Here is a 26,952-nt window from a genome sequence, read left to right on the forward strand (position 1 = left end):
ACGGCCTGCCCGCCGCCTACTCCGATCTGGTCCGGCTCGACGACGCCACGGTCGGACTGCTCTACGAGACCGGCGACTTCAGCGCCTACTCGACCATCACATTCCGGCGCATTCCGACGGAGGAGCTGGTATGAGCGACACCGCAAGAAACCGGAACACCTGGACGCACGGCACACCGCGCCGCGCGGTCCTCGGCGGCGCGGCCGCAGCGGCCGCCGGGTTCGCCCTCGCGGGCTGCGGCTCGGACGACGACGGGGGCGATGAGCCCAAGGGCCGCAAGAAGGGCGAGAAGATCACCCTGACCTTCTGGTCCTGGGTGCCGGGCATCGACAAGCCCGTCGCCCTGTGGAACAGCAAGAACCCGGAGGTGCGGGTCAAGGTCGAGAAGGTCTCGGCGGTCGACGGCGCCCAGTACGCCAAGATGCACGCCGCGATCAAGGCGGGCAATCCGCCGGACCTCGGCCAGATCGAGTACCCGGTCGTGCCCAGCTTCCTCGTCGACAACGGGCTGCTGGACCTGACCAAGTACGGGGTGGCCGACCACAAGGACAAGTTCATCGGCTGGCAGTGGCAGCAGTCCGTCTTCGGCAAGGCCGTCTACGCCGTGCCGCAGGCGTCAGGGCCGATGGGCCTGTTCATCCGTCAGGACCTCTTCGAGAAGTGGGGCGTGGAGCCGCCCACCACCTGGGACGAGTACGAGGCGGCGGCCGGCGCGATCCGTAAGAAGGGCGCCTGGATCGAGACCTTCTCGGCCACCAACGGCAACCGCTTCGCGGGGCTCGCCTGGCAGGCCGGGGCGCGCTGGTTCGGCGCCGAGGGCGACACCTGGACCGTCTCCATCGACGACGAGCCCACCCGTAAGGTCGCCGACTACTGGTACGGGCTGGTCCGCAGGAAGCTCATCAAGACCATCCCGGACCGCCAGAACGCCTGGTACAAGGACGTCCAGACCGGCGACATGGCCTCCTGGCTCGGCGCCAGCTGGGGCGACGCCCTGCTGGTCGGCAACGCCCCCAAGACCGCCGGCAAATGGCGCGTGGTGCCCATGCCGCAGTGGAAGAAGGGCGACGCCGCCTACGCCAACTGGGGCGGCTCCACCACCGCGGTCTTCGCCAAGACCAAGTACCCCAAGGACGCGCTGGCGTTCGCGATCTGGCTCAACACCGACCCCGAGTCGATCAAGCTGCTGATCGAGAACGGCTATGGCACCCCGGGCGCCAAGAAGGGGTACACCACCTCCCAGCTCGATGTGCACAAGGACTTCTTCGGCGGCCAGGAGTACAGCAAGGTCTTCGACGAGGCGAGCAAGGGCGTGGACACCAGCTGGAAGTGGGGCCCCGCCACGGACACCCTGTACCAGCGGCTCGGCGACGCCTTCACGGCGGCCATCGGGGACGGGTCCGACTTCCGCTCCGTGCTGAAGAAGGTGCAGAGCCAGACGATCACCGATCTGAAGGAAAAGGGCCTCCAGGTGAAGGCCGGGTGAGGCGGATGAGAGAAGCCCCCCGCCGCCTCACCAGGGCCGAGGCGCGCAGCGCTCGGGCGGCGTCGGGGTTCCTGCTGCCCTTCCTCGCGCTCTTCCTGCTGTGCTTCGTCGCGCCGATCGGCTACGCCCTCTACGAGAGCCTGCTGAAGGTCGAGCGCACCGGGCCGCTCGGGCTCGGCGGGGAGACCAAGCAGGTGTGGGCCGGCTTGTCCAACTACGTCCACGCCCTGGAGGACGACCGGTTCACGGCGGGCTTCGGGCGGGTGCTGCTCTTCGGCGCCGTCCAGATCCCGGTGATGATCGCCTTCGCCACCGGGCTGGCGCTGCTGCTGGACGCGGCGTCCGCGCGCTGGGTCGGCTTCTTCCGGACCGCCTTCTTCCTGCCGTACGGGGTGCCCGGTGTGATCGCCTCGATCCTGTGGGGGTTCCTCTACGTCCCCGGGATCAGCCCGCTGGTGGAGATGGCCGATTCGGTGGGCTGGAACGTGGACTTCCTGGGCCGCGGGGCGGTCCTGTGGTCCATCGCCAACATCGTCACCTGGCAGTTCACCGGCTACAACATGCTGGTGCTGATCGCCCAGCTCAAGGCCGTGCCCGGCGAGCTGTACGAGGCGGCGCGGATCGACGGGGCCAGTGCCTGGCAGGTGGCCCGGCACATCAAGCTCCCGCTGATCCGGCCCGCGCTCGTGCTCACCACCGTCTTCAGCCTCATCGGCACCCTCCAGCTCTTCGCCGAACCGAAGGTGCTCAAACCGCTGAGCAACTCCATCGACTCCGGCTACACCCCCAATCTGGCCGCCTACAACGAGGCGTTCACCAGCAACAACCAGCACATCGCGGCGGCCGAGGCGGTGCTGCTCGCCCTCGTCGCCTGCGTCCTGTCCTTCGGCTTCCTGAGACTCGTGGGACAGCGGGGGAAGGACGGCGAGAGCGGATGAGCGAGGCGAACGACCCGACCGGCGGCGTGGTCGCCGACGAGCCCGGCGAGCCCGACGAGCCCGGCGGGCCCACGGACGGGGCCGCGCCCGGACGGGGACCCGAGGCGGTCCCGCCCGGCGCCCGGCCCGGTGCGGGCCACCGCCGCGCGGCGAAGGGCCGGGAGGGTCTTGAACCCCCCTTGCGGCACCGGATCATCACCGTCTCGCTGCTCACCGTCGCCGCCATCTACTTCCTGACCCCCGTCTACTGGCTCGTGGTCTCCTCCACCAAGTCCAGCAGCGATCTCTTCGGCACCTTCGGCTTCTGGTTCCACGACCCGCACCCGCTGGACTATCTGCACCGGGTGCTCACCTACGACGACGGCATCTACGCCCGCTGGTTCGCCAACAGCCTGATGTACGCGGGCGTCGGCGCGCTCGCCGCCACCCTGCTGTCGGCCGCGGCCGGCTACGCCCTGGCCAAGTACCGCTTCCCCGGCCGGGAGGGCATCTTCAACGTCATCCTGGCCGGAGTGCTGATCCCGGGCACGGCGCTCGCCCTCCCGCTCTATCTGCTCTTCAGCGAGATCGGCCTGGCCAACACCTACTGGGCCGTGCTGATCCCCAGCGTGGTCAGCCCGTTCGGGGTCTATCTGTGCCGGATCTACGCGGCCGCCGCGGTCCCGGACTCCCTCCTGGAGGCGGCGCGGATCGACGGCGCGGGGGAGGCCCGGATCTTCTCCACCCTGGGGCTGCGGCTGATGACCCCGGCGCTGGTGACCGTCTTCCTGTTCCAGTTCGTGCACATCTGGAACAACTTCTTTCTGCCGCTGGTCATGCTCTCCGACTCCGATCTCTATCCGATCCAGCTCGGTCTGACGTCCTGGCAGGGGTACGCGGACCGGCAGCCGGAGCTGTACCAGTACACCGTCGGCGGGGCGTTCCTGTCCGTTCTGCCGCTGATGGTGCTCATGGGCGTACTCCAGCGGTACTGGCGCACAGGGCTGACGGAGGGGAGTGTCAAAGCGTAAGAGACGTCACCATGAAGGTGGCCCCGGTGCGTGACAGGATCACTGTCATGACTACTCCTGATGCCCCGAACTCCGCGTCCGACGCCCCCGCGAAGAAGGCCCCCGCCAAGGACCCCTGGGACCTCCCCGATGTGTCCGGCCTGACCGTCGGTGTCCTCGGCGGCACCGGCGACCAGGGCCGCGGTCTCGCCTACCGGCTGGCCAGGGCCGGTCAGAAGGTGATCATCGGCTCGCGCGCCGCCGAGCGCGCACAGACCGCGGCGCGGGAACTGGGCGGCGCGGAGCTCGGCATCGAGGGCGCGGACAACGCCGAGTGCTCGCGCCGCAGCGACATCGTCATCGTCGCGGTCCCGTGGGACGGCCACGCCAAGACGCTGGAGGGGCTGCGCGAGGAGCTCGGCGGCAAGCTGGTCATCGACTGCGTCAACCCGCTGGGCTTCGACAAGAAGGGCGCGTACGCGCTGCGGCCGGAGGAGGGCAGCGCCGCCGAGCAGGCCGCCGCCCTGCTGCCGGACTCCCGGGTCACCGCGGCCTTCCACCACCTCTCGGCCGTGCTGCTCCAGGACCCGGAGGTCGAGCAGATCGACACCGATGTGATGGTCCTGGGCGAGTCGCGCGCCGACACCGACGTGGTGCAGGCGCTCGCGGCCCGTATCCCGGGCATGCGCGGGGTCTTCGCGGGCCGGCTGCGCAACGCCCACCAGGTGGAGTCCCTGGTGGCCAATCTGATCTCGGTCAACCGCCGCTACAAGGCCCACGCGGGCCTGCGCGTCACGGACGTCTGAGGACGGCCCCGCGGGTTCGCCCGCGCCCGGGGTGTCCGGGGTGCCCGGGGTGCCCGCGCCCGGGGCGCCCGGCCCCTCCGGCGGCGCATGGGGGACAATGGCGGGGAGTGCCACACCCCCCGACAGGAGCCGACCCCATGCCCCGCCTCGCCCTCTACACCCTGGCCGTCTGCGTGCTCGCGATCGCCGCGGCCGTCGTGTCCTTCGCGCGGGGGAGCTGGCTCGGTGTCGTCTGGATCCTGATCGCCGGTATCTCGTCCAATATGGCCTGGTACTACCTCCGCAAGGCCCGCGCCGACCGCGAGAGCAGCACGGGCGCGGCGGGCTGAGGCCACGGGGGCGCCTGCGCCGCGTGGCAGGGGCTTCGCCCCAGTTGGGGGAAGGGGCGGGGCGGGGGCAGCATCGATATGCGGCTCCGCCGCGTGGCCCGCCGCGGGCGCCCCCTAGGAGCCGAATCCGGCGATATTGGGCTCCCCCTGCCAGAAGCGGAAGAACTCCTGCCCCCAGTAGGTGTCCCAGGCCGATACGCCAAGGGCCCGCATCACCGCGTCGATCGCGTCGAAGAACGCCTGGTTGACCTCGGGTATCCAGAGGATCCCGAAGACCGCGAGCAGCCCGAACGGCGCGTACGGCTCGACCTGGCGCCGGATGCGGTGGGACAGCCACGGCTCGATCACCCCGTACCCGTCCAGGCCCGGCACCGGCAGGAAGTTCAGGATCGCCGCCGTGACCTGGAGCAGCGCCAGGAAGGCGAGCGCGTAGCGGAAGAGCTCCGGCACCCGGTCGGTGGCGCCCAGCCAGAACGGCGCGGTCAGCGCGGCCGCGAACAGCACGTTCGTCAGCGGCCCCGCGGCCGAGATCAGGCTGTGCTTCCAGCGCCCCCGGATCCGGTGCCGCTCGATGAACACCGCCCCGCCCGGCAGCCCGATCCCGCCCATGATCACGAAGATCACGGGCAGCACGATGCTCAGCGCCACATGGGTGTACTTCAGCGGGTTGAGGGTCAGATACCCCTTCGCGCCGATCGTCAGATCCCCGCCGTGCAGCGCGGTGCGGGCATGGGCGTACTCGTGCAGACAGAGGGAGACGATCCAGCCCGAGACGACGAACAGGAACACGGCGAACCCGGGGCTCGCGGAGTACTCCGTCCACACGGCCCACGCGGATACGACCATGATCGCGAACAGACCGAGGAAGACGGGGCTGATGCGCCGGTCACGGCGGCTGACTGCGGTGGTCATCGGGTGGGGTCTCCATACGGGCTGGTGAGCGCTGAGGGTGAAACGACGGACAGTGTGCGCGGAGTTCCGGGCCGGGTGGGCCGGATGTGATCAGCGCCACGCGCCCGCCGCCGCCCACCCTCGTCCCGGCACCGTTTCCGCGACGTCTCACCGTTCCCGCGACTCGTCACCGCTCCCGCCCGTCCGAGGCCGATGCCCCGCCCGGCGGGTCATCCATCAGAATGGGCCCGTGCGCTACGGCATCCTCGGCACCACCCAGGCCCGCCACGACGACGGCACCCCCGTGGACGTCGGCGGGGCGCGGCTGCGTGCGCTGCTGGCGGCGCTCGCGCTGGCGCCCGGTCGGGCGCGGACCACCGGGGCGCTCATCGGGGAGATCTGGGACACCGATCCGCCCGCCGACGAGCACGGCGCGCTGCAGGCACTGGTCGGGCGGCTGCGGCGGGCGCTCGGCAAGGACGCCGTGGAGTCCGTTCCGGGCGGGTACCGGCTGAGCGCCGACCCCGACGACGTCGATCTGCACCGCTTCGAACGGCTCGCGGAGGAGGGCGCCCGCGCCCTCGCCGACGGCGCTCCGGCCAGGGCCGTCGATCTGCTCGACGCGGCCCTCGCGCTGTGGCGCGGGCCCGCGCTCAGCGATCTGCCCGACGCCACCGCGCCCGCCGCCCGCGCCGAGGCGCGACGGCTGGACGCGCGGCGCGCCCGGCTCGCCGCCGACCTCGCCCTCGGCCGCGCCGACCACGCCCTCCCCACCCTCACCGGGCTCTGCGACGCCCACCCGCTGGACGAGCCGCTGCACGCGCTGCGCATCCGCGCCCTGCGGGACGTGGGCCGGGTGGCGGAGGCGCTGGCCGCGTACGAGGAGATCCGTACGGAGATCGCCGAGCGGCTGGGCGCCGATCCGGGGCCGGAGCTGCGGGCACTCCACGCCGAGCTGCTGACGGCGACCGGGGAGGCGGCGCCCGGGTCACCGGGCCCCGGTTCGCCCCGTTCCGGTTCGCCGGAGCCCGTACCGGCCGGTTCCGCCCGCAACGGCGGTGGCAATCTGCGGGCCCGGCTGACCAGCTTCGTCGGGCGCGAGACCGATCTGGCGGCCCTGCGCGGCGATCTGGCCGAGCACCGGCTGATCACCCTCCTCGGGCCCGGCGGGGCCGGGAAGACGCGGCTGTCGCAGGAGGCCGCCGAGTCGGTCGCGCCCGGCTGGCCGGACGGGGTGTGGCTGGCCGAGCTCGCGCCCGTGGACAACCCCGAGACCGTTCCCGAGACGGTCCTCAGCGCGCTCGGGGCGCGCGAGACGGTCATCCTCGGCGCGGCGGCCGACGGGCTGCGCGCCGCCGCCGACCCCACCCTGCACGATCCGCGCGCCCGGCTCATCGAGCACTGCACCGGGCGCCGGATGCTGATCGTGCTCGACAACTGCGAACACCTCGTGGCGGCCGCGGCCCACCTCGCCGAGTCCCTGCTCGCCCAGTGCCCCGGGGTCACCATCCTGGCCACCAGCCGCGAACCCCTGGCCGTCCCGGGCGAGTTGGTGCGTCCGGTGGAGCCGCTGCCCGACCCCGTCGCGCTGCGGCTGCTGCAGGACCGGGGCGCGGCGGCCCGGCCCGGGTTCCGTACCGAGGACGACCCGGCGGCGTGCGCCGAGATCTGCCGCCGCCTCGACGGACTGCCGCTGGCGATCGAGCTGGCCGCCGCCCGGCTGCGGCTGCTCACCCCGCGGCAGCTCGCCGACCGGCTGGACGACCGCTTCCGCCTGCTGACCAGCGGCAGCCGTACGGTGCTGCCCCGCCAGCAGACCCTGCGCGCGGTCGTCGACTGGTCCTGGGGCCTGCTCGACGCCCCTGAACGCACCGTGCTCGCCCGGCTGTCCGTCTTCGCGGGCGGCTGCGGACTCGCGGAGGCGGAAGCGGTGTGCGGGGACGCCGACGAGCACACCGGGGCCGTGGACCCCCGCGACGTGGCCGCCCTGCTCGGTTCCCTTGTCGATAAATCACTTGTCGTCACCGCGCCCGGAACGGAACCCGGGGCGGACGGGGAGATGCGCTACCGGCTGCTGGAGACCGTCGCCGAGTACGCGGCGGAGCGGCTGGACGAATCCGGCGAGCGGGGAGCGGTCGAACGCCGCCACCTCATCGCCTACCGGGAGCTGGCCCGTACCGCCGACCCGCTGCTGCGCGGGCCCGAACAGCGCCACTGGCTCCTCCGGCTGGAGACCGAGCACGAGAACCTGCGCACCGCGCTGCGCCGGGCCGTGGCCGCCCGCGACGAGCAGGAGGCGCTGTGCCTGGTGCTCTCGCTCGGCTGGTTCTGGCATCTGCGCGGCCACCGCGCCGAGGCCCGCCACTGGGCGACCGCCGCGGCCGAACTCGGGCCGAACCCCTTCACACCGCCCGTGACGCCCGCGCCGCCGCTGTACGTCAGCTGTATCGCCGCCCCGCCGCCGATGGAGCCCGAGCTGCTGGAGGAGGCGCGGCGCGGGGTGCGGCTGTTCGCGCTGTCCAACATCGAGGGCGATCTCCAGGCCGTGGTGGGCGGCGACATCCAGCGCGAGGTGGAGGGCATCGTCTCCGCCTACCGGCCGGGGCTGCCCCAGATCTGCCGTCTGCCGGGCGTGCTGTGGTTCTTCGCGGTGTTCCTCAAGGGCGACTTCGCCCTGTTGCGGGGGATGGCCGACGAGGCGGTGCGCACCTGCCGGGAGCTGGGCTACGCATGGGAGCTCGCGTTCAGCCTCCAGCTGCGGGCCAGGATCGACAACGAGCGCAGCGGCGAGCACGAGGGCGCGATCCGCGACGCCGACGAGGCCCTGGAGATCTTCCGCCGGATCGGTGACGTATGGGGCACGGCGGAGGCGCTGGCCGGCCGCGGCGAGACCCGGGGACAGCGCGGCGAGGGCGCGGCCGCGGCCGCGGACTACCGTGCGGCGATCCGCTGCGCCCAGGAGCTCGGGGCCCATGAGCAGGTGCAGTTCCTCCGCTCCCGGCTGGCCGGGGTCTTCGTGGAGCTGGGCGACGAGGAGGAGGCCGTGGAGGGCGAGCGGATCCTGCACGAGGTGGTCGGGCAGCGGCAGCACGTGGGCGCCGAGGCGCTGTCGTACGCCCGGATCCATCTGGCGCTGCGCTACGGGTCCACGGGCCGCCTCGCGGAGGCGCGGGCCCTTCTGCTCACGCTGCACGGGGAGTTCGAGGGCCGGGAGCTGCGGCTGTTCGCGGGCATGGTGGAGGGGATGCTGGGCTGGCTCGACCTGCTGGAGGGCCGGCCGGGCGACGCCCTGGAGCATGTGCGCGGTGCGTTGGAGAAGACGCCCGGCCGGATGACGGACCTCATCGCGCCGCACATCCCGGTGGGCCAACTGCTCACCGGGGCCGAGGCGCTGAGCCGCCTCGGCGGTGCCGAGCGGGCCGGGATCGCGGCGCGGCTGGTGGGGGTGTACGACGTGCTGCGCAAGGATCAGTACTACCGGAAGTCCGCCGCCGAACGGACGGGCCGGGAGCGCACCGTGGCCGCGGCGCGGGCCGAGCTCGGGGCCGCCGCGTACGAGCGGGCCTACGCCGAGGGCACCGGCCTCACGCTGGAAGAGGCCACCGCGCTGCTCTGAGCGGAGGCCGCGCTGCTCTGAGCGGAGGCCGCGCTGCTCTGGGCGGGCCCGCCCGGGGCCCGGCGGGAGCGACCACGACCGGCCGGGCGCGTCCCCCCCTCGTAGGACGCGCCCGGCCGGTCGTCCGGGTCCGCGGACCGTCAGCTCGTCTTGCTGCGGAACTTGCGCACCGCGAGCGGCGCCACGATCACCGTGATGGCCAGCGACCACAGCAGGGTCACCATCATCGGTTCGGCCACCGCGCCATGGCCGCTGGTCAGCGCCCGTGCGGCGTCCGCGAGCCGGGACAGCGGGTTGTACTCGGTGAAGGAGCGCAGCCAGTCCGGCATGGTGGCGGTCGGGGCGAAGATGGACGAGCCGAACTGCAGGGGCATCATCACCAGGAAGCCCATGCCGCTGACCGCCTGCGGGGTGGGCAACGACATCCCCAGCAGCATGAAGATCCAGGTCAGCGAGGACCCGAAGACCAGGGCCAGCACCACCGCGGCCAACAGCTCCAGCGGCCCTGTCTTGAGCTCGAAGCCCATGATGAAGCCCATGATCAGCAGGACGAGGGTGGACACCAGCATCCGGCCGCACTCCACGACCAGCTTGGCTATCAGCACCGAGGAGCGGGCGATGGGCAGCGTGCGGAAGCGGTCCATGACGCCCTTGTTGAAGTCGTCATTGACGCCGCTGCCGATCGACATCGCGATGTTGAGCCCGCCCATCGCCATCAGACCGGGGATGAAGTAGTTGACGTACTCGGAGCGGTTGCCGCCCGTCATCGCGCCGCCGAAGACATAGGTGAACAGCAGCGCGAAGACGATCGGCATCAGCAGGGCGTCGAACATCGCGAACGGTTCGTACCTGATCTGCATGGCGTTGCGCCGCACCAGCGCGCCGATGTGGCGCAGATTGGCGCGGAGGCCGATCCGGCCGTCGCTCTTTCCCCGCAGGGGCGCGGTCATCGTGGCCGTACTCACGCGGAGACCTCTTCCAGCTTCTTGTCGTCCTGCGGTGTGGACGTCTTCCGGCCGGTGATGGCCAGGAAGACCTCGTCCAGGCTGGGCAGATGGGTGTCGATCCCGGCGATCGCGAAACCCCGCTGGCCGAGCAGACCGATCAGGGCGGTCAGCTGCTCATCGCTGGCGATGGGCACATTGACCAGGCCCTCCTCCACATCGGCGGTCGCGCCGCCGATGCCGTCGAGCCCCGCCTGAGTGATGGCGCCGACCATGCGGTGCAGCTCACCGGGGTCGGACGGACGGATCTGGAGGGTGCGGCCGCCGATCTTGGCCCTGAGCTCGTTCACCCGGCCGTCGGCGATGACCCTGCCCCGGTCGATCACCGTCAGATGGTCGGCGAGCTGCTCGGCCTCCTCCATGTACTGGGTGGTCAGCAGCACGGTGGTCCCGTCGCCGACCATCCGCCTGACCTCGTCCCACACCTCGTTACGGGCGTGCGGGTCCAGACCGGTGGTCGGCTCGTCCAGATAGAGCACCGAGGGCCGGCCGATCATGGACGCGGCCAGGTCGAGCCGGCGGCGCATACCGCCGGAGTAGGTGCGCACCCGCCGCTTGCCGGCCTCGGTGAGCGAGAACCGCTCGAGCATGGCGTCCGCCCGCGCACGGGCTTCCTTGCGGGAGAGATCGAGCAGCCGCCCGATCATGTAGAGGTTCTCCCAGCCGGGCAGCTTCTCGTCGACCGACGCGTACTGCCCGGTCAGCCCGATGGTGTGGCGCAACTGCCGGGGCTGGCGCACCACGTCGTACCCGGCCACCACCGCGGTGCCGGCGTCCGGCACCAGCAGGGTGGACAGACACCGGACAAGTGTCGTCTTACCGGCGCCATTGGGGCCCAGCACCCCCAGGACGGTGCCCTCCGGCACGTCCAGATCCACTCCGTCGACGGCCTTGGTGTCACCGAAGTGCTTGACCAGCCCCCGAACTTCGACGGCGTTGCCGTCCCTGATCCTTTGTTCCCGTCGCGTCATGCCGCCCACGATGTCAGCCGTCACCGACAGACCGCCGACAAGCGGCAGACAGCCCGCCGACGGGGGAAGATCGGCGGGCTGTCGTTGTACCGCAGTGGCTGGTGAGGCCTGACGGCGTGGTGCTCAGGCGTGGTGCTCAGTGGAAGGAGTGCTCCTCGGCCGGGTAGGCCCCGCCGACGACGTCCTCCGCGAAGGCCCGCGCCGCGTCGCCCAGGCCCTGGCGCAGCTGTGCGTACTGCTTGACGAAGCGCGGCACCCGGCCGTCGGTCATGCCCGCCATGTCCGTCCACACCAGCACCTGGGCGTCGCAGTCCGGACCGGCGCCGATGCCGACGGTGGCGATGTGCAGCGACCGGGTCACCTCGGCGGCCAGCTCGGCCGGGACCAGCTCCAGCACGACCGCGAAGGCGCCCGCGTCCTGGACCGCCTTGGCGTCCCGCAGCAACTGCTGGGCCGCCTCCTCGCCGCGCCCCTGGACGGGGTAGCCGCCGTAGGCGTTGACGGACTGCGGGGTCAGGCCGATGTGCGCCATGACCGGGATGCCGGACTGGACCAGCAGCTCGATCTGATGGGCGGAGCGCTCCCCGCCCTCCAGCTTCACCGCGCCCACGCCCGCGTCCTTGACCAGGCGGGTGGCGTTGCGCAGCGCCTGGACCGGGCCCTCCTGGTACGAGCCGAAGGGCAGGTCGCCGACGACGAGGGCGCGCCGGGTGCCGCGGACCACGGCGGCGGAGAGCAGCGTCATCTCGTCCATGGTGACCGGCACGGTGGACTCGTAGCCCAGATGGCAGTTGCCCATCGAGTCGCCCACCAGCAGCACCGGGATGCCCGCCTGGTCGAACACGGACGCGGTCATCGCGTCGTAGGCGGTGAGCATCGGCCACTTCTCGGCGCGCTCCTTGGCGGCCGCGATGTCACGGACGGTGATGCGGCGGGAGCCCGTGCCCCCGTAGAGCGCCTTCTCGGACGGCTTTCGCGCAGGACTGACGTGCGTCATCGCTACGGCTCCTGTTCATCATCTCGAGGCGCCCTGACGGCGTCCCCGGACCAACCCCATGCTGGCACGGCTCCTGCCGGGGCGAAAGTGGGCCCGGACCGCGCGGGCGGGTGGCCTTGACCACCTTTCCAAAGCCGCGCAAAGATTTTCCGATACGAGACGGTCTCGTATCGTAAGTCGCTTAGCCTGGACCGCATGGCAACCCCACCCAGCACCCAGGGCGCGCCGGCCGGGTCCGGTGTCCCCGAGGCGATCCACCGCAGGCGCTGGGCGATCCTCGTCGTCCTGATGTTCAGCGTGCTGGTCGTCGTCCTCGACAACTCGATACTCAACGTGGCGATGAAGACCATCGCCTCGCCGAAGCCCACCGGGCTCGGCGCCACCCAGAGCCAGCTCGAGTGGGCGATCAACTCCTACACGCTGGTCTTCGCCGGGCTGCTGTTCACGGCGGGCATCCTCGGCGACCGGATCGGCCGTAAGAAGGTCCTGCTCGGCGGGATGGCGGTGTTCGGCGTGGGCTCGGTGCTCGCCGCCTTCTCCGGATCGCCCGGTGAACTCATCGGCTTCCGGGCGCTCATGGGTCTCGGCGCCGCCTTTGTGATGCCCGCGACCCTCGCCATCCTGGTCAATGTCTTCGAACGCGAGGAGCAGGCCAAGGCGATCGGCATCTGGGTCGCCGCGGTGGGCCTGGCCATCGCCATCGGCCCGATCACCGGCGGAGTGCTGCTTGAGCACTTCTGGTGGGGCTCGGTCTTCTTCGTCAATGTGCCGATCGTGATCGTCGGACTGATCGCGATGGTGGCGCTCGTCCCCGACTCCAGGGACCCCGCGCCCGGCCGGGTGGACCCGCTGGGCGTGCTGCTGTCCGTCATCGGGCTCGTCCTGCTGGTCTACGGCATCATCAAGGGCGGCCAGCTGGCCGACTTCACCGACGCCCAGGTGCTGGGCTCGATCGCCGCCGGGCTCGTCGTCCTGACCCTGTTCGTGGTGCACGAGAAGCGCAGCGACCACCCGGCCATCGACGTCGGCTACTTCCGCAACCCCGCCTTCTCCGCCGCCATCGCCGCCGTCGCCCTGGTCTTCTTCGCCCTCATGGGCGTGACCTTCTTCATGGTCTTCTACACCCAGAGCGTGCGCGGCTACAGCGCCCTCGAATCCGGGCTGCTGATCCTGCCGCTGGCCGTGGCACAGCTGATCTTCGCCCCGCGCGCCCGGCTGGTCGTCGAGCGGTTCGGCGCCCGCGCGGTGTGCACCTGCGGGATGCTGCTGGTGGCCGCCGCCATGTCGGGATTCCTGCTGCTGGGCGTGGACACCCCGATCGTCGTGCTCGAAGTGCTGTTCTTCGCCCAGGGCGCCGGAATGGCGCATATCATGCCGCCGGTGACCACCGGGATCATGCAGGCGCTGCCGCGCCAGAAGGCCGGCTCCGGCTCGGCGCTCAACAACACCTTCCGGCAGGTCGGCGGCGCGCTCGGGGTCGCGGTGCTGGGCTCGGTGCTCTCCACCGCCTACCGCGACCGGATCGGGGACACCCTGGCCGCCGTGCCCGGACTGCCCGACTCCGTACAGCGCTCGGCGGGCGAGTCCGTCGAGGCCACCATGGGGGTCGCCGAGAAGCTGGGGCCCAAGGGCCAGGCGCTGGTGGGCCCGGCCCAGGACGCCTTCGTCCACGCCATGCACATCACCGCCCTCGGCTCGGCGGGCGTCGCCGTCCTCGGCGCACTCGTCGTCCTGGCCTTCCTGCCCGGCAAGGAGGGCTCCGGCAAGGCCCCCGACGACGGGCGGCCGCGGTCGCGGGAGGAGGCGTCGGCCGACCGATGACCGCATCGGAGAGCTCCGCGCCCAGGCTCCGCGGCCGTCCCCGCAGCCCCGCCACCGACGCCGCGATCATCGAGGCCGCGCTGCGGCTGCTGGAGGAGGGCGCCTCGGTCGGCGGTCTTTCGATCGAGGGGATCGCCCGCGAGGCGGGGGTCGGCAAGGCCACCGTCTACCGCCGCTGGCCCGGTAAGGACGCGCTGATGCTCGATGTGCTGCGCTCCCTTGAGGAGCCCAGCCCCGATCCTGCCGGGGTCTCGGTGCGCGACGACCTCGTCGCCATCCTGGAGTTCATGCGCCGCCGCGGGCTCGCCAAGCGCAACTCCGCCCTGCTGCGCAGCGTCATCACCCAGATGCACGCGCACAAGGAGCTGTGGCGGGCCTACGACGAGAACGTGATAGCGGCCCGCCGCGCGAGCCTGCGCGCCGTGCTGCGGCGGGGGCGGGAGAGCGGTGAGATCCGCGCCGATGTGGATCTGGAACTGCTCGCCGACCTCTTCACCGGCCCGATGCTCGCCCGTGCCATGCTCCACGAGTGGAAGGAGCTGCCCGAGGGGCTGGCCGAACGGATTGTCGACACCGTCCTCGAAGGGGTCTCCCCGCGCCGCTGAGCGGTTTGTGCCTGTTGTGTCACAACACCCCCTCCCGGGCCGGGATGTGGAACTCGGGGCCGTCGTCCCCTCGTCCTCGGAAGGGGGAGCACCCCAACCGGGGGCGTCAGGAAAAGCCCTGGTCATCACCTAGGGTCGTAGTCCAAGGCGCGGCAGTTGAGGCAGTGAGGGACAGCGAATGACGCAGGCGTACACGCAGGAGACGGGACAGCCCGGGGACGCGCCCCAGCGGTCGGGTTCCCGGATCGGCCGCCTGTTCGACCGGCTCCGGAACGACCGCGGCATCTGGCGGCGCGGACTGGTACTGGCGGCGACGGCGGTCCTGCTCGCCCTGGTCATGATCTTCCACGCCGACATCCCCAACCGGGTGGGCAACCTGGGCTCGCTGCTGGAGACCTTCCTGCCGTGGCTGGGCCTGTTCCTGCCGGTGCTGTTGGTGCTCGGCCTGGTGCGGCGGTCGGCGAGCGCCGTGCTGGCGCTGGTGCTGCCCGTCGCCGTCTGGCTGAACCTCTTCGGCGGGCTGATGTTCTCCGACAAGTCCGGCGGCGGCGGTGAGCTGACCGTCGTCACCCACAACGTCAACGCGGAGAACGCCGATCCGACCGGCACCGCGAAGGACGTGGCCGCCTCGGGCGCCGATGTGGTGGCCCTGGAGGAGCTGACGAACTCGGCCGTGCCGACGTACGAGCGGGCCCTGGCGGGCACCTACCGCTACCACACCGTGCAGGGCACGGTGGGGCTGTGGAGCAAGTACCCGCTGTCCGGCACCAAGCCGGTGGACATCAAGCTGGGCTGGACGCGGGCGCTGCGCACCGCCGTCACCACCCCGCGCGGTGAGGTCGGCGTCTATGTGGCGCATCTGCCCTCGGTACGGGTGAAGTTCAACGCGGGCTTCACCGCCGGGCAGCGCGACGACAGTGCCGAGGCGCTGGGCCAGGCCATCGCCCGGGAGCCGCTGAAGAAGGTGATCCTGCTCGGCGATCTGAACGGCACCATGAACGACCGCGCGCTCGCCCCCGTCACCTCGCAGATGCGGTCCGCCCAGGGTGCGGCGGGCGACGGCTTCGGCTTCAGCTGGCCCGCCTCGTTCCCGATGGCGCGGATCGACCAGATCATGGTGCGGGGGCTGGATCCGGTCTCGGCGTGGGCGCTGCCCAGGACCGGCAGCGATCACCTTCCGCTGGCGGCGTCGGTCGACTACTGAGCCCGCCCGTCGCTCGGGGCCGGGTGGCTCGGGGCCGGGTGGCATGGCTCGCGGGTGGCATGACTCGCGGGTGACGTAGCCCCGGGTGGCATGGCTCGCGGGTGACGTAGCCCCGGGTGGCATGGCTCCGGGTGACATAGCTCACGGGGCGCCCGGCGAGATCTTACGTGCCGTTCATCTTGGGGATCTCCTCGGGAACATTCTGCGTGAGAGACTTTGTTCAGCTAGAGAACATATGCATCCCTGCACGTTTCTCCTTCGTTTGAAAGGTCTCTCATGCCCCTGGCCCTGCTCGCCCTTGCTGTGAGCGCCTTCGGCATTGGTACTACCGAATTCGTGATGATGGGCCTGCTGCCCAATGTCGCGAATGATCTGGACACCTCGGTGCCCACGGCCGGATACCTCGTCTCCGCCTACGCCATCGGCGTCGTGGTGGGCGCTCCGCTGCTGACCGCCCTCGGGTCGCGTATCCCGCGCAAGCGGATGCTCGTGTTGCTCATGGCGCTCTTCACGGTGGGCAACCTCGCCTCCGCCCTCGCCCCCAACTTCGGGCTGCTGATCGCGGGCCGGGTGCTCGCCGGATTGCCCCACGGCGCGTTCTTCGGTGTCGGCGCGGTGGTCGCCGCGCGGCTGGTGACCGAGGACCGGCGGGCCCGCGCGGTCGCCACCATGTTCCTCGGGCTGACCATCGCCAACATCGTCGGCGTCCCCGTGGCCACCCTGCTCGGCCAGAACCTCGGCTGGCGCGCGACCTTCCTGGTGGTCGCCGCGATCGGCGTGGTCGCCATGGCCGCGCTCGCCCGGCTCGTCCCGCAGATCTCCCACGAGCAGCACGGCGGGCTGCGCCAGGAACTCGGCGCGCTGCGCGACCGCCAGGTGCTGCTGGGGCTGCTCACCGCCGTCTTCGGCTTCGCCGGTGTCTTCGCCGTCTACAGCTACCTCGCCTCGATGATGACCGAGGTCACCGGGTTCGGTGAGTCGACGGTCACCCTGGTGCTGGCGCTGTTCGGCATCGGCATGACGCTGGGCGCCCTGGTCGCCGGTCCGCTGACCGACCGGGCGCTGCGGCCGACGCTCTACGGCTCGCTGGCGGCGCTGGCCGCCATGCTCGTGGTCTTCGACTTCACGGTGCATGTGAAGTGGGCGGCGCTGCTGTCGGTCGTGGTGCTGGGTGCGGTCGGCTTCATGACCACCACTCCGCTGCAGATGCTGGTGATGAACAAGGCCCAGCACGCCCCGACGCTGGCCTCCGCCTCCAACCACTCCGCGTTCAACCTGGCCAACGCCGGTGGTGCGTGGCTCGGTGGTGTCGCCATCGCGGCGGGCTGGGGCTGGACCTCGCCGACGCTGGTCGGGGCGGTGCTCGCGGTGATCGGTCTCGGGATCGCGCTGATCGCGGGGCTGAGCGACCGGGGTCCGGTGAGTGGGTCGCGGGTTGTCGCGAGCAGCGAGTCGATGCCGCAGATGTCCGAGGTGCGCTGAGTCGGGGGTGCCCGGCGGGTCGTGCCGCCTGCGGCGGGCTGTTCCCCTCCCCGCCCTTTCCCCCCCCCCCCTTCCCCCCCCCGCCCCTTCCCTCCCCGCCCCTTCCTTGCCCGTAACCGGGGCTCCGCCCCAGGTCCCGCCGGGCCGGAGCTCCGCCCCGCGCCCCTACGGGGTGAGGCCCCCGCCCCGCGGCGGGGGCCTTTTCGATGTCCGGAGCGCTCCGGGCCTGGTGCGCTTGACTTTGACATCGATGTGAGGCTTTAGCGTCCCGTCATCAGCCGTCAGCCGCCGGACGTAAGGACACACCTGATGACCAGCACCTCACCCCTGGCCCGCATCGTTCGGGGCAGCGGCCCCGGACTGCTGCTCGCCCATGGCGGGACCGGCTCCGTCGAGGGGAACTACGGCCCGATCCTGGACGGCCTCGCCGAGCGTCACCGCGTCGTCGGCCCCGACTACCCCGGCTCGGGCCGCACCCCCCGCGCGAGCGGGCCGCTGGACCTCGACACCCTGGCCGACCAGCTGGTGGCCACCGCCGTCGAGGAGGGCCTGGACACCTTCGCCATCGCCGGATACTCCCTCGGCGGCCCGGTCGCCCTGCGCGCCGCCACCCGCCATCCGCAGCGGGTCACCGCCCTCGTCCTGACCGCGACCTTCGCCCACCCCAGCGCCCGGATGCGGCTCCTGGTGGACGACTGGCTGCGCCATCTCCGCTCGGGCGACCAGGAGGCGACCGCCCGCTGGACCGCGCTCATCGGCGCGGGCGCGCCCTATCTGGACCGGATGACGCCGGAGGAACTCGCCATGGTGATCGAGGGCGCCCGTGCCTCGGTGCCGCCCGGCGCGATCGACCAGGTCGAGCTGGTCGGCCGGATCGACGTCCGCGAGGACCTGGGCCGGATCCGGGTGCCCACCCTGGTGATCTCCACGGCGCGGGACGCGATGGCCACGCCGTACCACCACCGCCAGGTGGCGGACGCGATTCCCGGGGCGTGCCTCGCCGAGCTGGAGTCCGGCCATCTGCCGTTCGCGGAGGCGCCCGCCGCGTGGCTCGGCCTGATCAGGACGTTCCTGGACACCCAGGCGCGGTCATAGGGCGCCGCGCGCCACACCGCCCCAAAGGCGCAGCCGCCCCAAAGGCTCAGCCGTGCCAAAAGGCTCAGCCGTGCCAAGAACCTCAGCCGTGCCAAGAGCCTCAGCCGTGCTCCCGCCAGCGGTTGGTGATGGGCAGCCGGCGGTCCTTGCCGAAGCCCTTCGCGGAGATCTTCGTGCCCGGCGGGTACTGCCGGCGCTTGTACTCGGCGGTGTCCACCATCCGCAGGATCCGGGTCACCAGCGCGTCGTCGTATCCCGCCGCCACGATCTCGGTACGCCCCTGGTCGCGGTCGACGTACAGCTCCAGGATCCGGTCGAGGACGTCGTAGTCGGGGAGCGAGTCGGTGTCGACCTGGCCGGGGCGCAGCTCGGCGCTCGGCGGCTTGGTGATCGAGTTCTCGGGGATGGGCGGGGTCTGGCCCCGCTCTTCCGCCGCACGGTTACGCCATTTCGACAGGCGGAAGACGGAGGTCTTGTAGACGTCCTTGATCGGGCCGTACGCGCCGACCGAGTCCCCGTAGAGCGTGGAGTAGCCGCAGGCCAGCTCGGACTTGTTGCCCGGGGCGAGGACGATGTGGCCCTCCTGGTTGGAGATCGCCATCAGCATCGTGCCGCGCAGCCGCGACTGGAGGTTCTCCTCGGCCAGCCCGGTCAGCCCCAGGGAGCCCATATAGGCGTCGAACATCGGGGCGATCGGGACCGTGCGGAAGTTGAGCCCGGTGCGCCGCGCCAGCTCGGCCGCGTCGTCGATCGAGTGGTCTGAGGAGTAGCGCGAGGGCATCGCGACCCCGTACACGTTCTGCGCGCCGACCGCGTCACAGGCGAGGGCGGCGACGAGCGAGGAGTCGATCCCGCCGGAGAGCCCGATCAGCACACTGCGGAAACCGTTCTTCGCGACATAGGCCCGCAGCCCCACGACCAGCGCCGTGTAGACCTCCTCGTCGTCCCCGAGCCGCTCGGCCTCGCCGCCCGCGAGCTCCGGCTCGTAAGGAGGCAGCGGGTCGGCGGAGAGGGTGCGGTGGTCGATGCGGAGTCCGTCGTCCACGATCCCCTCGGGGACCGAGTCCGGGTCGGCGGCGGGCAGATCGAGGTCGAGCAGCACACAGCCCTCCGCGAACTGCGGGGCCCGCGCGATGACTTCGCCGTCCCGGTCCACGACGATCGAGTCGCCGTCGAAGACCAGCTCGTCCTGGCCGCCGATCATGGCCAGGTACGCGGTGGTGCAGCCCGCCTCCTGGGCCCGCTTGCGCACCAGGTCCAGCCGGGTGTCGTCCTTCTCCCGCTCGTACGGCGAGGCGTTGATCGACAGCAGCAGCCCGGCCCCCGCCGAGCAGCTGGCCGGCACCCTGCCCCCGTCCTGCCACAGGTCCTCGCAGATGGCGAGCGCCACGTCGATGCCGTGGACGCGCACCATGGGCAGGGTGTCGCCGGGCACGAAGTAGCGGAACTCGTCGAAGACGCCGTAGTTCGGCAGATGGTGCTTGGCGAAGGTCAGGGCGACCGCGCCCCGGTGCAGCACGGCGCCCGCGTTCTGCGGCGACCCGGCCGGCTGGCCGTAGCGCCGGGCGCGCTCGCTGCGGTCGAGATAGCCGACGACCACCGGCACCTCGCCCAGCCCCTCGGCGTTCAGCCGCTCGGCGAGCGCGTGCAGCGCGGTGCGTGACGCCTCGACGAAGGACGAGCGCAGCGCCAGGTCCTCGACGGGGTAGCCGGTCAGCACCATCTCGGGGAACGCCACCAGATGGGCGCCCTGCTCGGCGGAGTGCCGGGTCCAGTGGATTATCGATTCGGTGTTGCCGTCGAGGTCGCCGACGGTCGAGTCGATCTGGTTCAGAGCGAGGCGAAGTTGAGGCACGGGCCCAGTGTAATCGTCTGTCTGACGCGATAGCCGGGGGTGTCTCCCTTCTCACGTCGGGCGAACCGTGCCGGGGCGCATCGTGCCGGGGCGAACCGTGCCGGGGCGCATCGTGCCCGGCCCCGTCGCCTCCGGGGACCGGGCCCTGCCTTCCCACGGCGGCTACTTTTGGTAACCGAGGATGGTCATCATCCCGGACTCCGAGTGGTAGACGTTGTGGCAGTGGAGCATCCACAGCCCCGGGTTGTCGGCGTCGAGGTCCACGTTCACCTTGTGGTGCGGCAGCAGGACCGTGGTGTCCTTACGGGGGCCACCGTCCGGCAGCGCGAAGGTGTGGCCGTGCAGATGGACCGGATGCCACATGTCGGTGCCGTTGACGAACGTGATCCGCACCCGCTCACCCTCCCGTACCGGGTAGCGCTGCGAGGGGTCGTACGGCCGGCCGTTGATCGCCCAGTCCCAGCGCCGCATCGAGCCGGTGAGCCGCATCCGGATGATGCGGTCGGGCTCCTTGGGCGTCAGCCGGACGTCCTCCGCCGCCTTCAGCCGGTCCGCGGTGAGCAGCTCGCCGTCCAGTTCCTTGGGGCGCGGGAACTTCACCGGGCTCTTGCCACGGGTGCGCAGCACCGCCATCGCGGACCGCCCCTTGCCCTCGGCGATCACGGCGAGCGGGAAGACCCCGTCCTTGACGGTGACCAGTACGTCGTAGCGCTCGCCCATGCCCAGCAGCAGCGCGTCCGTCTTGGCCGGTACGACGGGGTAGCCGTCGGTGTGGGTGACGGTCATCCGGTGGCCGCCGAGCGCGACGCGGAAGGCGGTGTCGCCGCCCGCGTTGATGATGCGGATGCGGACCCGGTCGCCGCGCTTGGCGCGGAAGACCTGCGGGGACTCGGGGCTGCGGCCGTTGACCAGGTAGTAGGGGTACGTCACGTCGCCCGCGTGGCCGCCCAGCAGCCGGCTCTCCATGGGCGCGGCCTTCTTCCGCGCCGCGGACCGGGCCCGGTCGTGCTTGGCGCCGGCGGCGGCGGTGCCTTTGGCCGTGGCTTTGCCCTTGGCTGTCGCCTTGCCCTTGGCTGTCGCCTTGCCCTTGGCCGTGGCCGTGGCTTTGGCTGTCGCCTTGCCCTTGGCGGTGGCCTTGGCCCCGTGCCCGCCGTCGCCGTCCGTCGAGCCGCCGCTCATCGAACCGTCGTCCATGCCATGGCCGACCGTGCCGCCCTTACCGGCGTTGAGTCGCGCGAACTCCTTGTCCGGGGTGCGGCCGCCCACCCCGTCGAGCCAGTCGTCCAGGACGACGACCCACTCCTTGTCGTACGTCAGCGGTTCCTTCGGATCCTCCACGATCAGCGGTGCGTACAGCCCCCGGTCCAGCTGGACGCCCGAGTGCGGATGGATCCAGTACGTGCCCGGGTAGAACGCGGTGAAGCGGTAGTCGAAGGCGGCGCCGGTCTTGATCGCCCGCTGGGTCACCCCGGGGACGCCGTCCATGTCGTTGCGCAGCCGGACGCCGTGCCAGTGCAGCGTGGTGGGCTGCGGCAGGTTGTTGGCGAGGGTGAGGGCGATCGTGTCGCCCGCGGTCACCCGGATCTCCCGGCCCGGTACCTGGTCCTCGTACGCCCAGGACTTCACCTTGCGGGCGCCGATGTCCAGGGTGGTCGCGGTGGCGGTCAGCCGGAAGGTGCGGACCGGCCCGGGGCCCCGCCGCCGCTCGGTCGCGGCGACCTCCGGGCCGTGGGGCGAGACGTACTGCGCCGGGGCGTCGTGCGCGGGCGCGCCGGGCCTGGCGGGGGCGCCCGTCGTGTTGCCGTCCGCGCCGTCGGGGCCTTCGGTGCGGGGGCGGGGGCCGGGGGAGCCGCAGGCGGCGAGCAGACGGCTGCCCGCGGCGGCGAAGCCCGTGCCGAGCACGGCACGGCGAGTCTTTTCGTGCATGAGTCAGTACCCCAATGCTGATGTGTGCCGGATGCGTGAGGGTCGGCGCGTCCACCGCCACACCGGGAGGGCGGGCGGCCGACGCGCCGCTCTATGCGCCGCGTCAGCGATCGGCTCAGGGGTGAGAGGCTTCGGTGCATCGCCGCCTCCATCTGACCGTTCAGATCATCATCTGACCGTTTGATCATCGTGATAATCGGCAGCCTACCCCCAAGGGGTATGGAGCCCCGGCAGGCGCCACGGAGGGGGCAGAACGGTCGGGTCCGGGACCGGCCGGGTGAAAGTACGATGCACCCATCGTGGTGAGGTGAGGGGAGACTGGGGAGACCGGACGAAACCTCCGTGAAATCCCGCCGCGTGATACTGGGGCTGCGGAAGGTGCCCCGCGCCCGCGCAAAGAGCCGTTTGACCTGCAAGGATTGGGGACCATGGATAAGCAGCAGGAGTTCGTGCTCCGTACGCTCGAAGAGCGCGACATCCGGTTCGTGCGGCTCTGGTTCACCGATGTGCTCGGCTTCCTGAAGTCCGTGGCCGTCGCGCCGGCCGAGCTCGAGGGCGCCTTCGACGAGGGCATCGGATTCGACGGCTCCGCGATCGAGGGCTTCGCCCGGGTCTACGAGTCAGACATGATCGCCAAGCCGGACCCCGGCACGTTCCAGATCCTGCCCTGGCGCGCCGAGGCCCCCGGGACCGCACGGATGTTCTGCGACATCCTGATGCCGGACGGCTCACCGTCCTTCGCCGACCCCCGCTTCGTCCTCAAGCGCATCCTCGCCAAGACCTCCGACCTCGGGTTCACCTTCTACACCCACCCCGAGATCGAGTTCTTCCTGCTCAACCAGAAGCCGGTGGACGGCAGCCGCCCGACGCCCGCCGACTCCTCCGGCTACTTCGACCACACCCCGCAGAACATCGGCATGGACTTCCGCCGCCAGGCGATCACCATGCTCGAATCGATGGGCATCTCGGTCGAGTTCTCCCACCACGAGGGCGCCCCCGGCCAGCAGGAGATCGATCTGCGCTACGCCGACGCGCTCTCCACCGCCGACAACATCATGACGTTCCGCCTGGTCATGAAGCAGGTCGCGCTGGAGCAGGGCGTCCAGGCCACGTTCATGCCGAAGCCGTTCTCCGAATACCCCGGCTCGGGCATGCACACCCACCTCTCCCTCTTCGAGGGCGACCGCAACGCCTTCTACGAGTCCGGCGCCGAGTACCAGCTCTCCAAGGTGGGCCGCTCCTTCATCGCGGGGCTGCTCCGCCACGCCGGGGAGATCTCCGCCGTGAGCAACCAGTGGGTCAACTCGTACAAGCGGATCTGGGGCGGTTCGCAGCGCACCGCGGGCGCGGGCGGCGAGGCCCCCTCGTACATCTGCTGGGGCCACAACAACCGCTCGGCCCTCGTCCGCGTCCCCCTCTACAAGCCCGGCAAGACCGGCTCCACCCGCGTCGAGGTCCGCTCCCTGGACTCCGGCGCCAACCCCTACCTGGCCTACGCGGCCCTCCTCGCCGCCGGCCTCAAGGGCATCGAGGGCGGCTACGAACTCCCGGCCGGCGCCGACGACGACGTCTGGGCCCTCTCCGACGCCGAACGCCGCTCCCTCGGCATCGAGCCCCTCCCGCAGAACCTGGGCGAGGCGATCGACCTGATGGAGCGCAGTGAACTGGTCGCCGAGACACTCGGGGAGCATGTCTTCGACTTCTTCCTGCGCAACAAGAAGCAGGAGTGGGAGGAGTACCGCTCCGAGGTGACCCCGTTCGAACTGCGGAAGAACCTCCCCGTTCTCTGAGTCTCTCAGGCGCTCCATAACGGTCGCTTCTGGCTGCGAGAACCATGAGCTCTTGGACTTATGGCTGAACTGCCGAAACCCTTGAGCTCATGGACCTCGTGGACTTCAGAAGAGCGATCGCGGCCGAACGCCGGGAGCTGGCGGGGGTGTTGGACGGGCTGACGGAGGAGCAGTGGGAGGCGCCCAGTCTGTGTGCGGGGTGGCGGGTGCGGGAGGTGGCGGCGCATATGTCGATGGGGTTTCGGTATCCGCTGCCCGCGGTGGTGTGGGAGCTGGTCAAGGCGCGTGGCGGCCTGCACCGGATGACCGATCGGCTCGCCCGTAAGGACGCGGCCGCCGCCTCGGCCGGGGAACTGGCCGGGTACCTCCGGGACCACGCCGACCACCCCTGGAAGCCGCCGGTGGGCGGGGTCGAGGCGGCGCTGGGGCACGATGTGATCCACGGGCTGGACATCACCGTCGCGCTCGGGCTCGGACGCCGGGTGCCCGGGGACCGGCTGCGCGTTCTGCTGGGGACGGTCAACCCGAGGGGGCTGAAGTTCTTCGGGGCCGACCTCGACGGGGTCCGGCTGCGCGCCGACGATCTGGACTGGTCGTACGGCAGCGGGGCCGAGCTGACCGGGGCCGCCCAGGACCTCCTGCTGGTCGCCCATGGGCGCCGGCTTCCGCCGGGGCATCTTCGCGGCGAGCCGCGGGGCCGTTTCGTGGGCGCCTGACCCCGGCCCGGACCTGCCGCTTCGCCCTCGGGGTCGCTTAGGCTCGTCAGCGGCGCCTTTGATCACGGGTGTGCGCGGTCGAGCGGCGCGGAGTCGACCAGGGACGGGAGGCGGCGGGATGGCCGTACCGCAGGGACGCAGGAGCAGCAATATCACCCGGCTGCTGCGGCACGGTTTCATCGACGCCTCGGCCGCGCAGCGGCTGCTGGACGCGCCCGAGCTGGCCGCGGTGCGGAGCGACCCGGTGCTGCTGGAGGCGCTCGGCGCGACCGCCGACCCCGATCTGGCGCTGCTCGGGCTGGTACGGCTCGTCGAGGCGCTGCCCGAGGAGGACGCGGAGGAGAAGGAGGACGGCGGACAGCGGGCCGGGTCCCGGCAGGCCCTGCTGGACACCCTCGTCACCGCCAAACCGCTGCGCGACCGGCTGCTCGGGGTGCTCGGCGCCTCCGAGGCGCTGGGCGACCACCTCGCCCGCCACCCGGGCGACTGGCACGCCCTGGTGACCTACGAGTCGGCCGATCTGCACCCCGCCACCCCCGAGTTCGAGCGGGCCCTCGCCGAGGGCGTCTGGGGCGCGCCCGGGGCGGGGATGCCCCGGGCCGACGCGCTGCGCGTCGCCTACCGCAGGGCGCTGCTGGCCATCGCCGCCCGCGATGTGTGCGGCACCACCGACATCACCCAGACGGCCGCCGAGCTGGCCGACCTGGCGACCGCCACGGTGCGGGCCGCGCTGGAGATCGCGGCCGAGGAGCAGCCGCGGGACGCCGCCGCCTGCCGGCTGGCCGTGATCGGCATGGGCAAATGCGGTGGCCGCGAGCTCAATTACGTCTCCGACGTGGACGTGATCTTCGTGGCGGAGGCCGTCGACGGCGTCGAGGAGGACGAGGCGGTACGGGCCGCCACCCGGCTCGCCTCGCGGCTGATGCGCGTCTGCTCCGACGTCACCGTCGAGGGCACCATCTGGCCCGTCGACGCCAACCTCCGCCCCGAGGGGCGCAATGGCCCGCTGGTGCGCACCCTCTCCAGCCATCTGGCGTACTACCAGCGCTGGGCCAAGACCTGGGAGTTCCAGGCGCTGCTGAAGGCACGCCCCATGGCGGGCGACGCCGCGCTCGGCCAGGCGTACGTGGACGCCCTCGCGCCCATGGTCTGGCAGGCCGTCGAGCGCGAGAACTTCATCCCCGACGTGCAGCAGATGCGCCGCCGTGTGGTCGAGAACATCCCCGTGTCCGAGGTCGACCGCGAACTCAAGCTGGGCCCCGGCGGTCTGCGCGACGTCGAGTTCGCCGTCCAGCTGCTGCAGTTGGTGCACGGGCGGTCCGACGAGTCGCTGCGCAGCGGTACGACCCTGGACGCGCTCGCGGCCCTGGCCGCCGGCGGCTATGTGGGGCGCACCGACGCCGCCGCGCTGGACGCCGCGTACCGCTTCCTGCGCACCATGGAGCACCGCCTCCAGCTCTACCGGCTGCGCCGCACCCATCTGATGCCCGAGGGCGAGGCCGACCAGCGCCGCCTCGGCCGGTCGCTGGGGTTCCGCACCGAGCCGGTGACCGAGCTGGGCACCGCCTGGCGGCGGCACGCCCGCGAAGTGCGGCGGCTGCACGAGAAGCTCTTCTACCGGCCGCTGCTGGACGCCGTCGCGCAGCTCCAGCCCGGCGAGATCCGGCTCAGCTCCCAGGCGGCCGGTCAGCGGCTCACCGCTCTGGGGTACGCGGACCCGGCCGGTGCGCTGCGCCATCTGGAGGCCCTGGCGTCCGGGGTGACCCGTAAGGCGGCGATCCAGCGGACGCTGCTGCCCGTGCTGCTGGGCTGGTTCGCCGACTCCGCCGATCCGGACGCCGGGCTGCTGGGCTTCCGCAAGGTCTCCGACGCGCTGGGCAAGACCCCCTGGTACCTGCGGCTGCTGCGCGACGAGGGCGCCGCGGCCGAGAACCTGGCCCGGGTGCTCTCCGCCGGGCGGCTCGCCCCCGATCTGCTGCTGCGCGCTCCCGAGGCGGTCGCCCTGCTCGGCGACCCGGGGGGCCTGCGCCCGCGCGGCCGGGCCCATCTGGAGCAGGAGGTGCTGGCCGCGGTCGGCCGCGCCGACGGCGCCGAGCAGGCGGTCGCGGCGGCGCGCGGGGTGCGGCGGCGCGAGATGTTCCGTACGGCGGCCGTGGACATCATCGAGAGCGCCCGGCTGGCCAATGGCGAGGTGCGCCCGACCGTGAGCTGGCCGCCGTCGGGCGATCAGACGCCGGGCCGGGCCACCGGTGCGGCCGCCCCCGCACCGGCCAAGACGCCCGAGGTCCCCAGCGCCCTGCGGGACTCCGAACCCCATGTGCCGGCCCGGCCCGCCGCCCCCGCCGCCGAACCGCCCGTGGACGACGCGATGCTGATCGACATGGTCGGCGACGCCCTCTCCGATCTGAACGCCGCGACCCTCGCCGGGGCC

The 26,952-nt window shown here is 71.7% G+C and carries 20 protein-coding genes and 1 pseudogene; 15 read left to right on the forward strand and 6 right to left on the reverse strand.

Annotated features, from left to right (window positions below; all coding sequences use genetic code 11):
* The 6 genes and pseudogenes from NP777_RS44980 to NP777_RS45005 form a co-directional block, all read left to right on the forward strand.
* A pseudogene (locus NP777_RS44980) lies at window positions 1-134 on the forward strand (sialidase family protein); the annotation flags it as partial.
* Window positions 131-1,486, forward strand: a complete 1,356-nt coding sequence (locus NP777_RS44985) for an ABC transporter substrate-binding protein (protein ID WP_256655987.1) — start codon at window positions 131-133, stop codon at window positions 1,484-1,486. The pseudogene NP777_RS44980 and the gene NP777_RS44985, both read left to right, overlap by 4 nt.
* A 5-nt stretch (window positions 1,487-1,491) precedes the next feature.
* The gene (locus NP777_RS44990) at window positions 1,492-2,424 is read left to right on the forward strand and encodes a carbohydrate ABC transporter permease (protein WP_256655988.1); all 933 of its coding nucleotides are present in this window, start codon (window positions 1,492-1,494) and stop codon (window positions 2,422-2,424) included.
* Complete coding sequence (locus NP777_RS44995) at window positions 2,421-3,434, forward strand: carbohydrate ABC transporter permease (RefSeq protein WP_256655989.1); 1,014 nt, start codon at window positions 2,421-2,423, stop codon at window positions 3,432-3,434. The genes NP777_RS44990 and NP777_RS44995 overlap by 4 nt, the downstream gene beginning before the upstream one ends.
* A gap of 47 nt (window positions 3,435-3,481) precedes the next feature.
* A complete protein-coding gene (gene npdG, locus NP777_RS45000; protein WP_256655990.1) occupies window positions 3,482-4,219 on the forward strand; it encodes an NADPH-dependent F420 reductase in 738 nt (245 codons plus the stop codon).
* Between the two features lie 137 nt (window positions 4,220-4,356).
* A complete protein-coding gene (locus NP777_RS45005) occupies window positions 4,357-4,548 on the forward strand; it encodes a hypothetical protein (protein WP_164432743.1) in 192 nt (63 codons plus the stop codon).
* Between the two features lie 114 nt (window positions 4,549-4,662).
* Here NP777_RS45005 and NP777_RS45010 read toward each other — a convergent pair whose 3' ends face one another.
* Window positions 4,663-5,460: a site-2 protease family protein gene (locus NP777_RS45010; RefSeq protein ID WP_256655991.1), complete on the reverse strand. Its 798-nt coding sequence runs from the start codon at window positions 5,458-5,460 to the stop codon at window positions 4,663-4,665.
* Window positions 5,461-5,689: 229 nt separating this feature from the next.
* Between NP777_RS45010 and NP777_RS45015 the strand changes: the two genes are divergently transcribed.
* Window positions 5,690-9,055: an AfsR/SARP family transcriptional regulator gene (locus NP777_RS45015; protein WP_256655992.1), complete on the forward strand. Its 3,366-nt coding sequence runs from the start codon at window positions 5,690-5,692 to the stop codon at window positions 9,053-9,055.
* 140 nt (window positions 9,056-9,195) lie between these two features.
* Here NP777_RS45015 and NP777_RS45020 read toward each other — a convergent pair whose 3' ends face one another.
* The 3 genes from NP777_RS45020 to panB all read right to left on the reverse strand — a co-directional run bounded on the left by NP777_RS45020 (window position 9,196) and on the right by panB (window position 12,027).
* Window positions 9,196-10,020, reverse strand: coding sequence for an ABC transporter permease (locus NP777_RS45020; protein WP_391858706.1), 825 nt, complete (start codon window positions 10,018-10,020; stop codon window positions 9,196-9,198).
* Window positions 10,017-11,030 (reverse strand): ATP-binding cassette domain-containing protein, encoded by a 1,014-nt coding sequence (locus NP777_RS45025; protein WP_256655993.1) that lies wholly within the window; start codon window positions 11,028-11,030, stop codon window positions 10,017-10,019. Before NP777_RS45025 ends, NP777_RS45020 begins: the two co-directional genes overlap by 4 nt.
* A gap of 136 nt (window positions 11,031-11,166) precedes the next feature.
* A complete protein-coding gene (gene panB, locus NP777_RS45030; RefSeq protein WP_256655994.1) occupies window positions 11,167-12,027 on the reverse strand; it encodes a 3-methyl-2-oxobutanoate hydroxymethyltransferase in 861 nt (286 codons plus the stop codon).
* A 195-nt stretch (window positions 12,028-12,222) separates the two neighbouring features.
* Here panB and NP777_RS45035 point away from each other — a divergent pair, with 195 nt between their 5' ends.
* The 5 genes from NP777_RS45035 to NP777_RS45055 all read left to right on the forward strand — a co-directional run bounded on the left by NP777_RS45035 (window position 12,223) and on the right by NP777_RS45055 (window position 18,234).
* Complete coding sequence (locus NP777_RS45035) at window positions 12,223-13,848, forward strand: MFS transporter (protein ID WP_256655995.1); 1,626 nt, start codon at window positions 12,223-12,225, stop codon at window positions 13,846-13,848.
* Complete coding sequence (locus NP777_RS45040; protein WP_256655996.1) at window positions 13,845-14,453, forward strand: TetR/AcrR family transcriptional regulator; 609 nt, start codon at window positions 13,845-13,847, stop codon at window positions 14,451-14,453. Before NP777_RS45035 ends, NP777_RS45040 begins: the two co-directional genes overlap by 4 nt.
* 178 nt (window positions 14,454-14,631) lie before the next feature.
* Complete coding sequence (locus NP777_RS45045) at window positions 14,632-15,657, forward strand: endonuclease/exonuclease/phosphatase family protein (RefSeq protein WP_256655997.1); 1,026 nt, start codon at window positions 14,632-14,634, stop codon at window positions 15,655-15,657.
* A 276-nt stretch (window positions 15,658-15,933) separates the two neighbouring features.
* A complete protein-coding gene (locus tag NP777_RS45050; protein ID WP_256655998.1) occupies window positions 15,934-17,139 on the forward strand; it encodes an MFS transporter in 1,206 nt (401 codons plus the stop codon).
* A gap of 309 nt (window positions 17,140-17,448) precedes the next feature.
* Entirely contained in the window at window positions 17,449-18,234 is a 786-nt protein-coding gene (locus NP777_RS45055) for an alpha/beta fold hydrolase (protein WP_256655999.1), read from the forward strand.
* A 100-nt stretch (window positions 18,235-18,334) separates the two neighbouring features.
* On the opposite strand, the gene NP777_RS45060 is transcribed toward NP777_RS45055, so the two are convergent.
* Both NP777_RS45060 and NP777_RS45065 read right to left on the reverse strand, forming a co-directional pair.
* Entirely contained in the window at window positions 18,335-20,089 is a 1,755-nt protein-coding gene (locus NP777_RS45060; protein WP_256656000.1) for an NAD+ synthase, read from the reverse strand.
* A gap of 162 nt (window positions 20,090-20,251) precedes the next feature.
* The gene (locus tag NP777_RS45065) at window positions 20,252-22,015 is read right to left on the reverse strand and encodes a multicopper oxidase family protein (protein WP_256656001.1); all 1,764 of its coding nucleotides are present in this window, start codon (window positions 22,013-22,015) and stop codon (window positions 20,252-20,254) included.
* A gap of 428 nt (window positions 22,016-22,443) precedes the next feature.
* Between NP777_RS45065 and NP777_RS45070 the strand changes: the two genes are divergently transcribed.
* The 3 genes from NP777_RS45070 to NP777_RS45080 all read left to right on the forward strand — a co-directional run.
* A complete protein-coding gene (locus NP777_RS45070; RefSeq protein ID WP_256656002.1) occupies window positions 22,444-23,805 on the forward strand; it encodes a glutamine synthetase family protein in 1,362 nt (453 codons plus the stop codon).
* An 89-nt stretch (window positions 23,806-23,894) separates the two neighbouring features.
* A complete protein-coding gene (locus tag NP777_RS45075; RefSeq protein ID WP_256656003.1) occupies window positions 23,895-24,521 on the forward strand; it encodes a maleylpyruvate isomerase family mycothiol-dependent enzyme in 627 nt (208 codons plus the stop codon).
* Window positions 24,522-24,639: 118 nt separating this feature from the next.
* The coding region (locus NP777_RS45080; protein WP_256656004.1) for a bifunctional [glutamine synthetase] adenylyltransferase/[glutamine synthetase]-adenylyl-L-tyrosine phosphorylase at window positions 24,640-26,952 on the forward strand (2,313 nt) is incomplete at its 3' end.

Origin of the sequence: Streptomyces rugosispiralis, assembly GCF_024505145.1 — a bacterium.
GTDB classification, from domain to species: Bacteria; Actinomycetota; Actinomycetes; order Streptomycetales; family Streptomycetaceae; genus Streptomyces; species Streptomyces rugosispiralis.

What these genes read in the sequence shown, in the direction of transcription:
- NP777_RS45040 (WP_256655996.1), top strand. Translation starts at nt 13,845, where the DNA reads ATGACCGCATCGGAGAGCTCCGCGCCCAGGCTCCGCGGCCGTCCCCGC.
- NP777_RS45025 (WP_256655993.1), bottom strand. Translation starts at nt 11,030, where the DNA reads ATGACGCGACGGGAACAAAGGATCAGGGACGGCAACGCCGTCGAAGTT.
- NP777_RS45005 (WP_164432743.1), top strand. Translation starts at nt 4,357, where the DNA reads ATGCCCCGCCTCGCCCTCTACACCCTGGCCGTCTGCGTGCTCGCGATC.
- NP777_RS44990 (WP_256655988.1), top strand. Translation starts at nt 1,492, where the DNA reads ATGAGAGAAGCCCCCCGCCGCCTCACCAGGGCCGAGGCGCGCAGCGCT.
- NP777_RS45035 (WP_256655995.1), top strand. Translation starts at nt 12,223, where the DNA reads ATGGCAACCCCACCCAGCACCCAGGGCGCGCCGGCCGGGTCCGGTGTC.
- NP777_RS45075 (WP_256656003.1), top strand. Translation starts at nt 23,895, where the DNA reads ATGGACCTCGTGGACTTCAGAAGAGCGATCGCGGCCGAACGCCGGGAG.
- NP777_RS44985 (WP_256655987.1), top strand. Translation starts at nt 131, where the DNA reads ATGAGCGACACCGCAAGAAACCGGAACACCTGGACGCACGGCACACCG.
- npdG (WP_256655990.1), top strand. Translation starts at nt 3,482, where the DNA reads ATGACTACTCCTGATGCCCCGAACTCCGCGTCCGACGCCCCCGCGAAG.
- NP777_RS45045 (WP_256655997.1), top strand. Translation starts at nt 14,632, where the DNA reads ATGACGCAGGCGTACACGCAGGAGACGGGACAGCCCGGGGACGCGCCC.
- NP777_RS45070 (WP_256656002.1), top strand. Translation starts at nt 22,444, where the DNA reads ATGGATAAGCAGCAGGAGTTCGTGCTCCGTACGCTCGAAGAGCGCGAC.
- panB (WP_256655994.1), bottom strand. Translation starts at nt 12,027, where the DNA reads ATGACGCACGTCAGTCCTGCGCGAAAGCCGTCCGAGAAGGCGCTCTAC.
- NP777_RS45050 (WP_256655998.1), top strand. Translation starts at nt 15,934, where the DNA reads ATGCCCCTGGCCCTGCTCGCCCTTGCTGTGAGCGCCTTCGGCATTGGT.
- NP777_RS45010 (WP_256655991.1), bottom strand. Translation starts at nt 5,460, where the DNA reads ATGACCACCGCAGTCAGCCGCCGTGACCGGCGCATCAGCCCCGTCTTC.
- NP777_RS45065 (WP_256656001.1), bottom strand. Translation starts at nt 22,015, where the DNA reads ATGCACGAAAAGACTCGCCGTGCCGTGCTCGGCACGGGCTTCGCCGCC.
- NP777_RS44995 (WP_256655989.1), top strand. Translation starts at nt 2,421, where the DNA reads ATGAGCGAGGCGAACGACCCGACCGGCGGCGTGGTCGCCGACGAGCCC.
- NP777_RS45055 (WP_256655999.1), top strand. Translation starts at nt 17,449, where the DNA reads ATGACCAGCACCTCACCCCTGGCCCGCATCGTTCGGGGCAGCGGCCCC.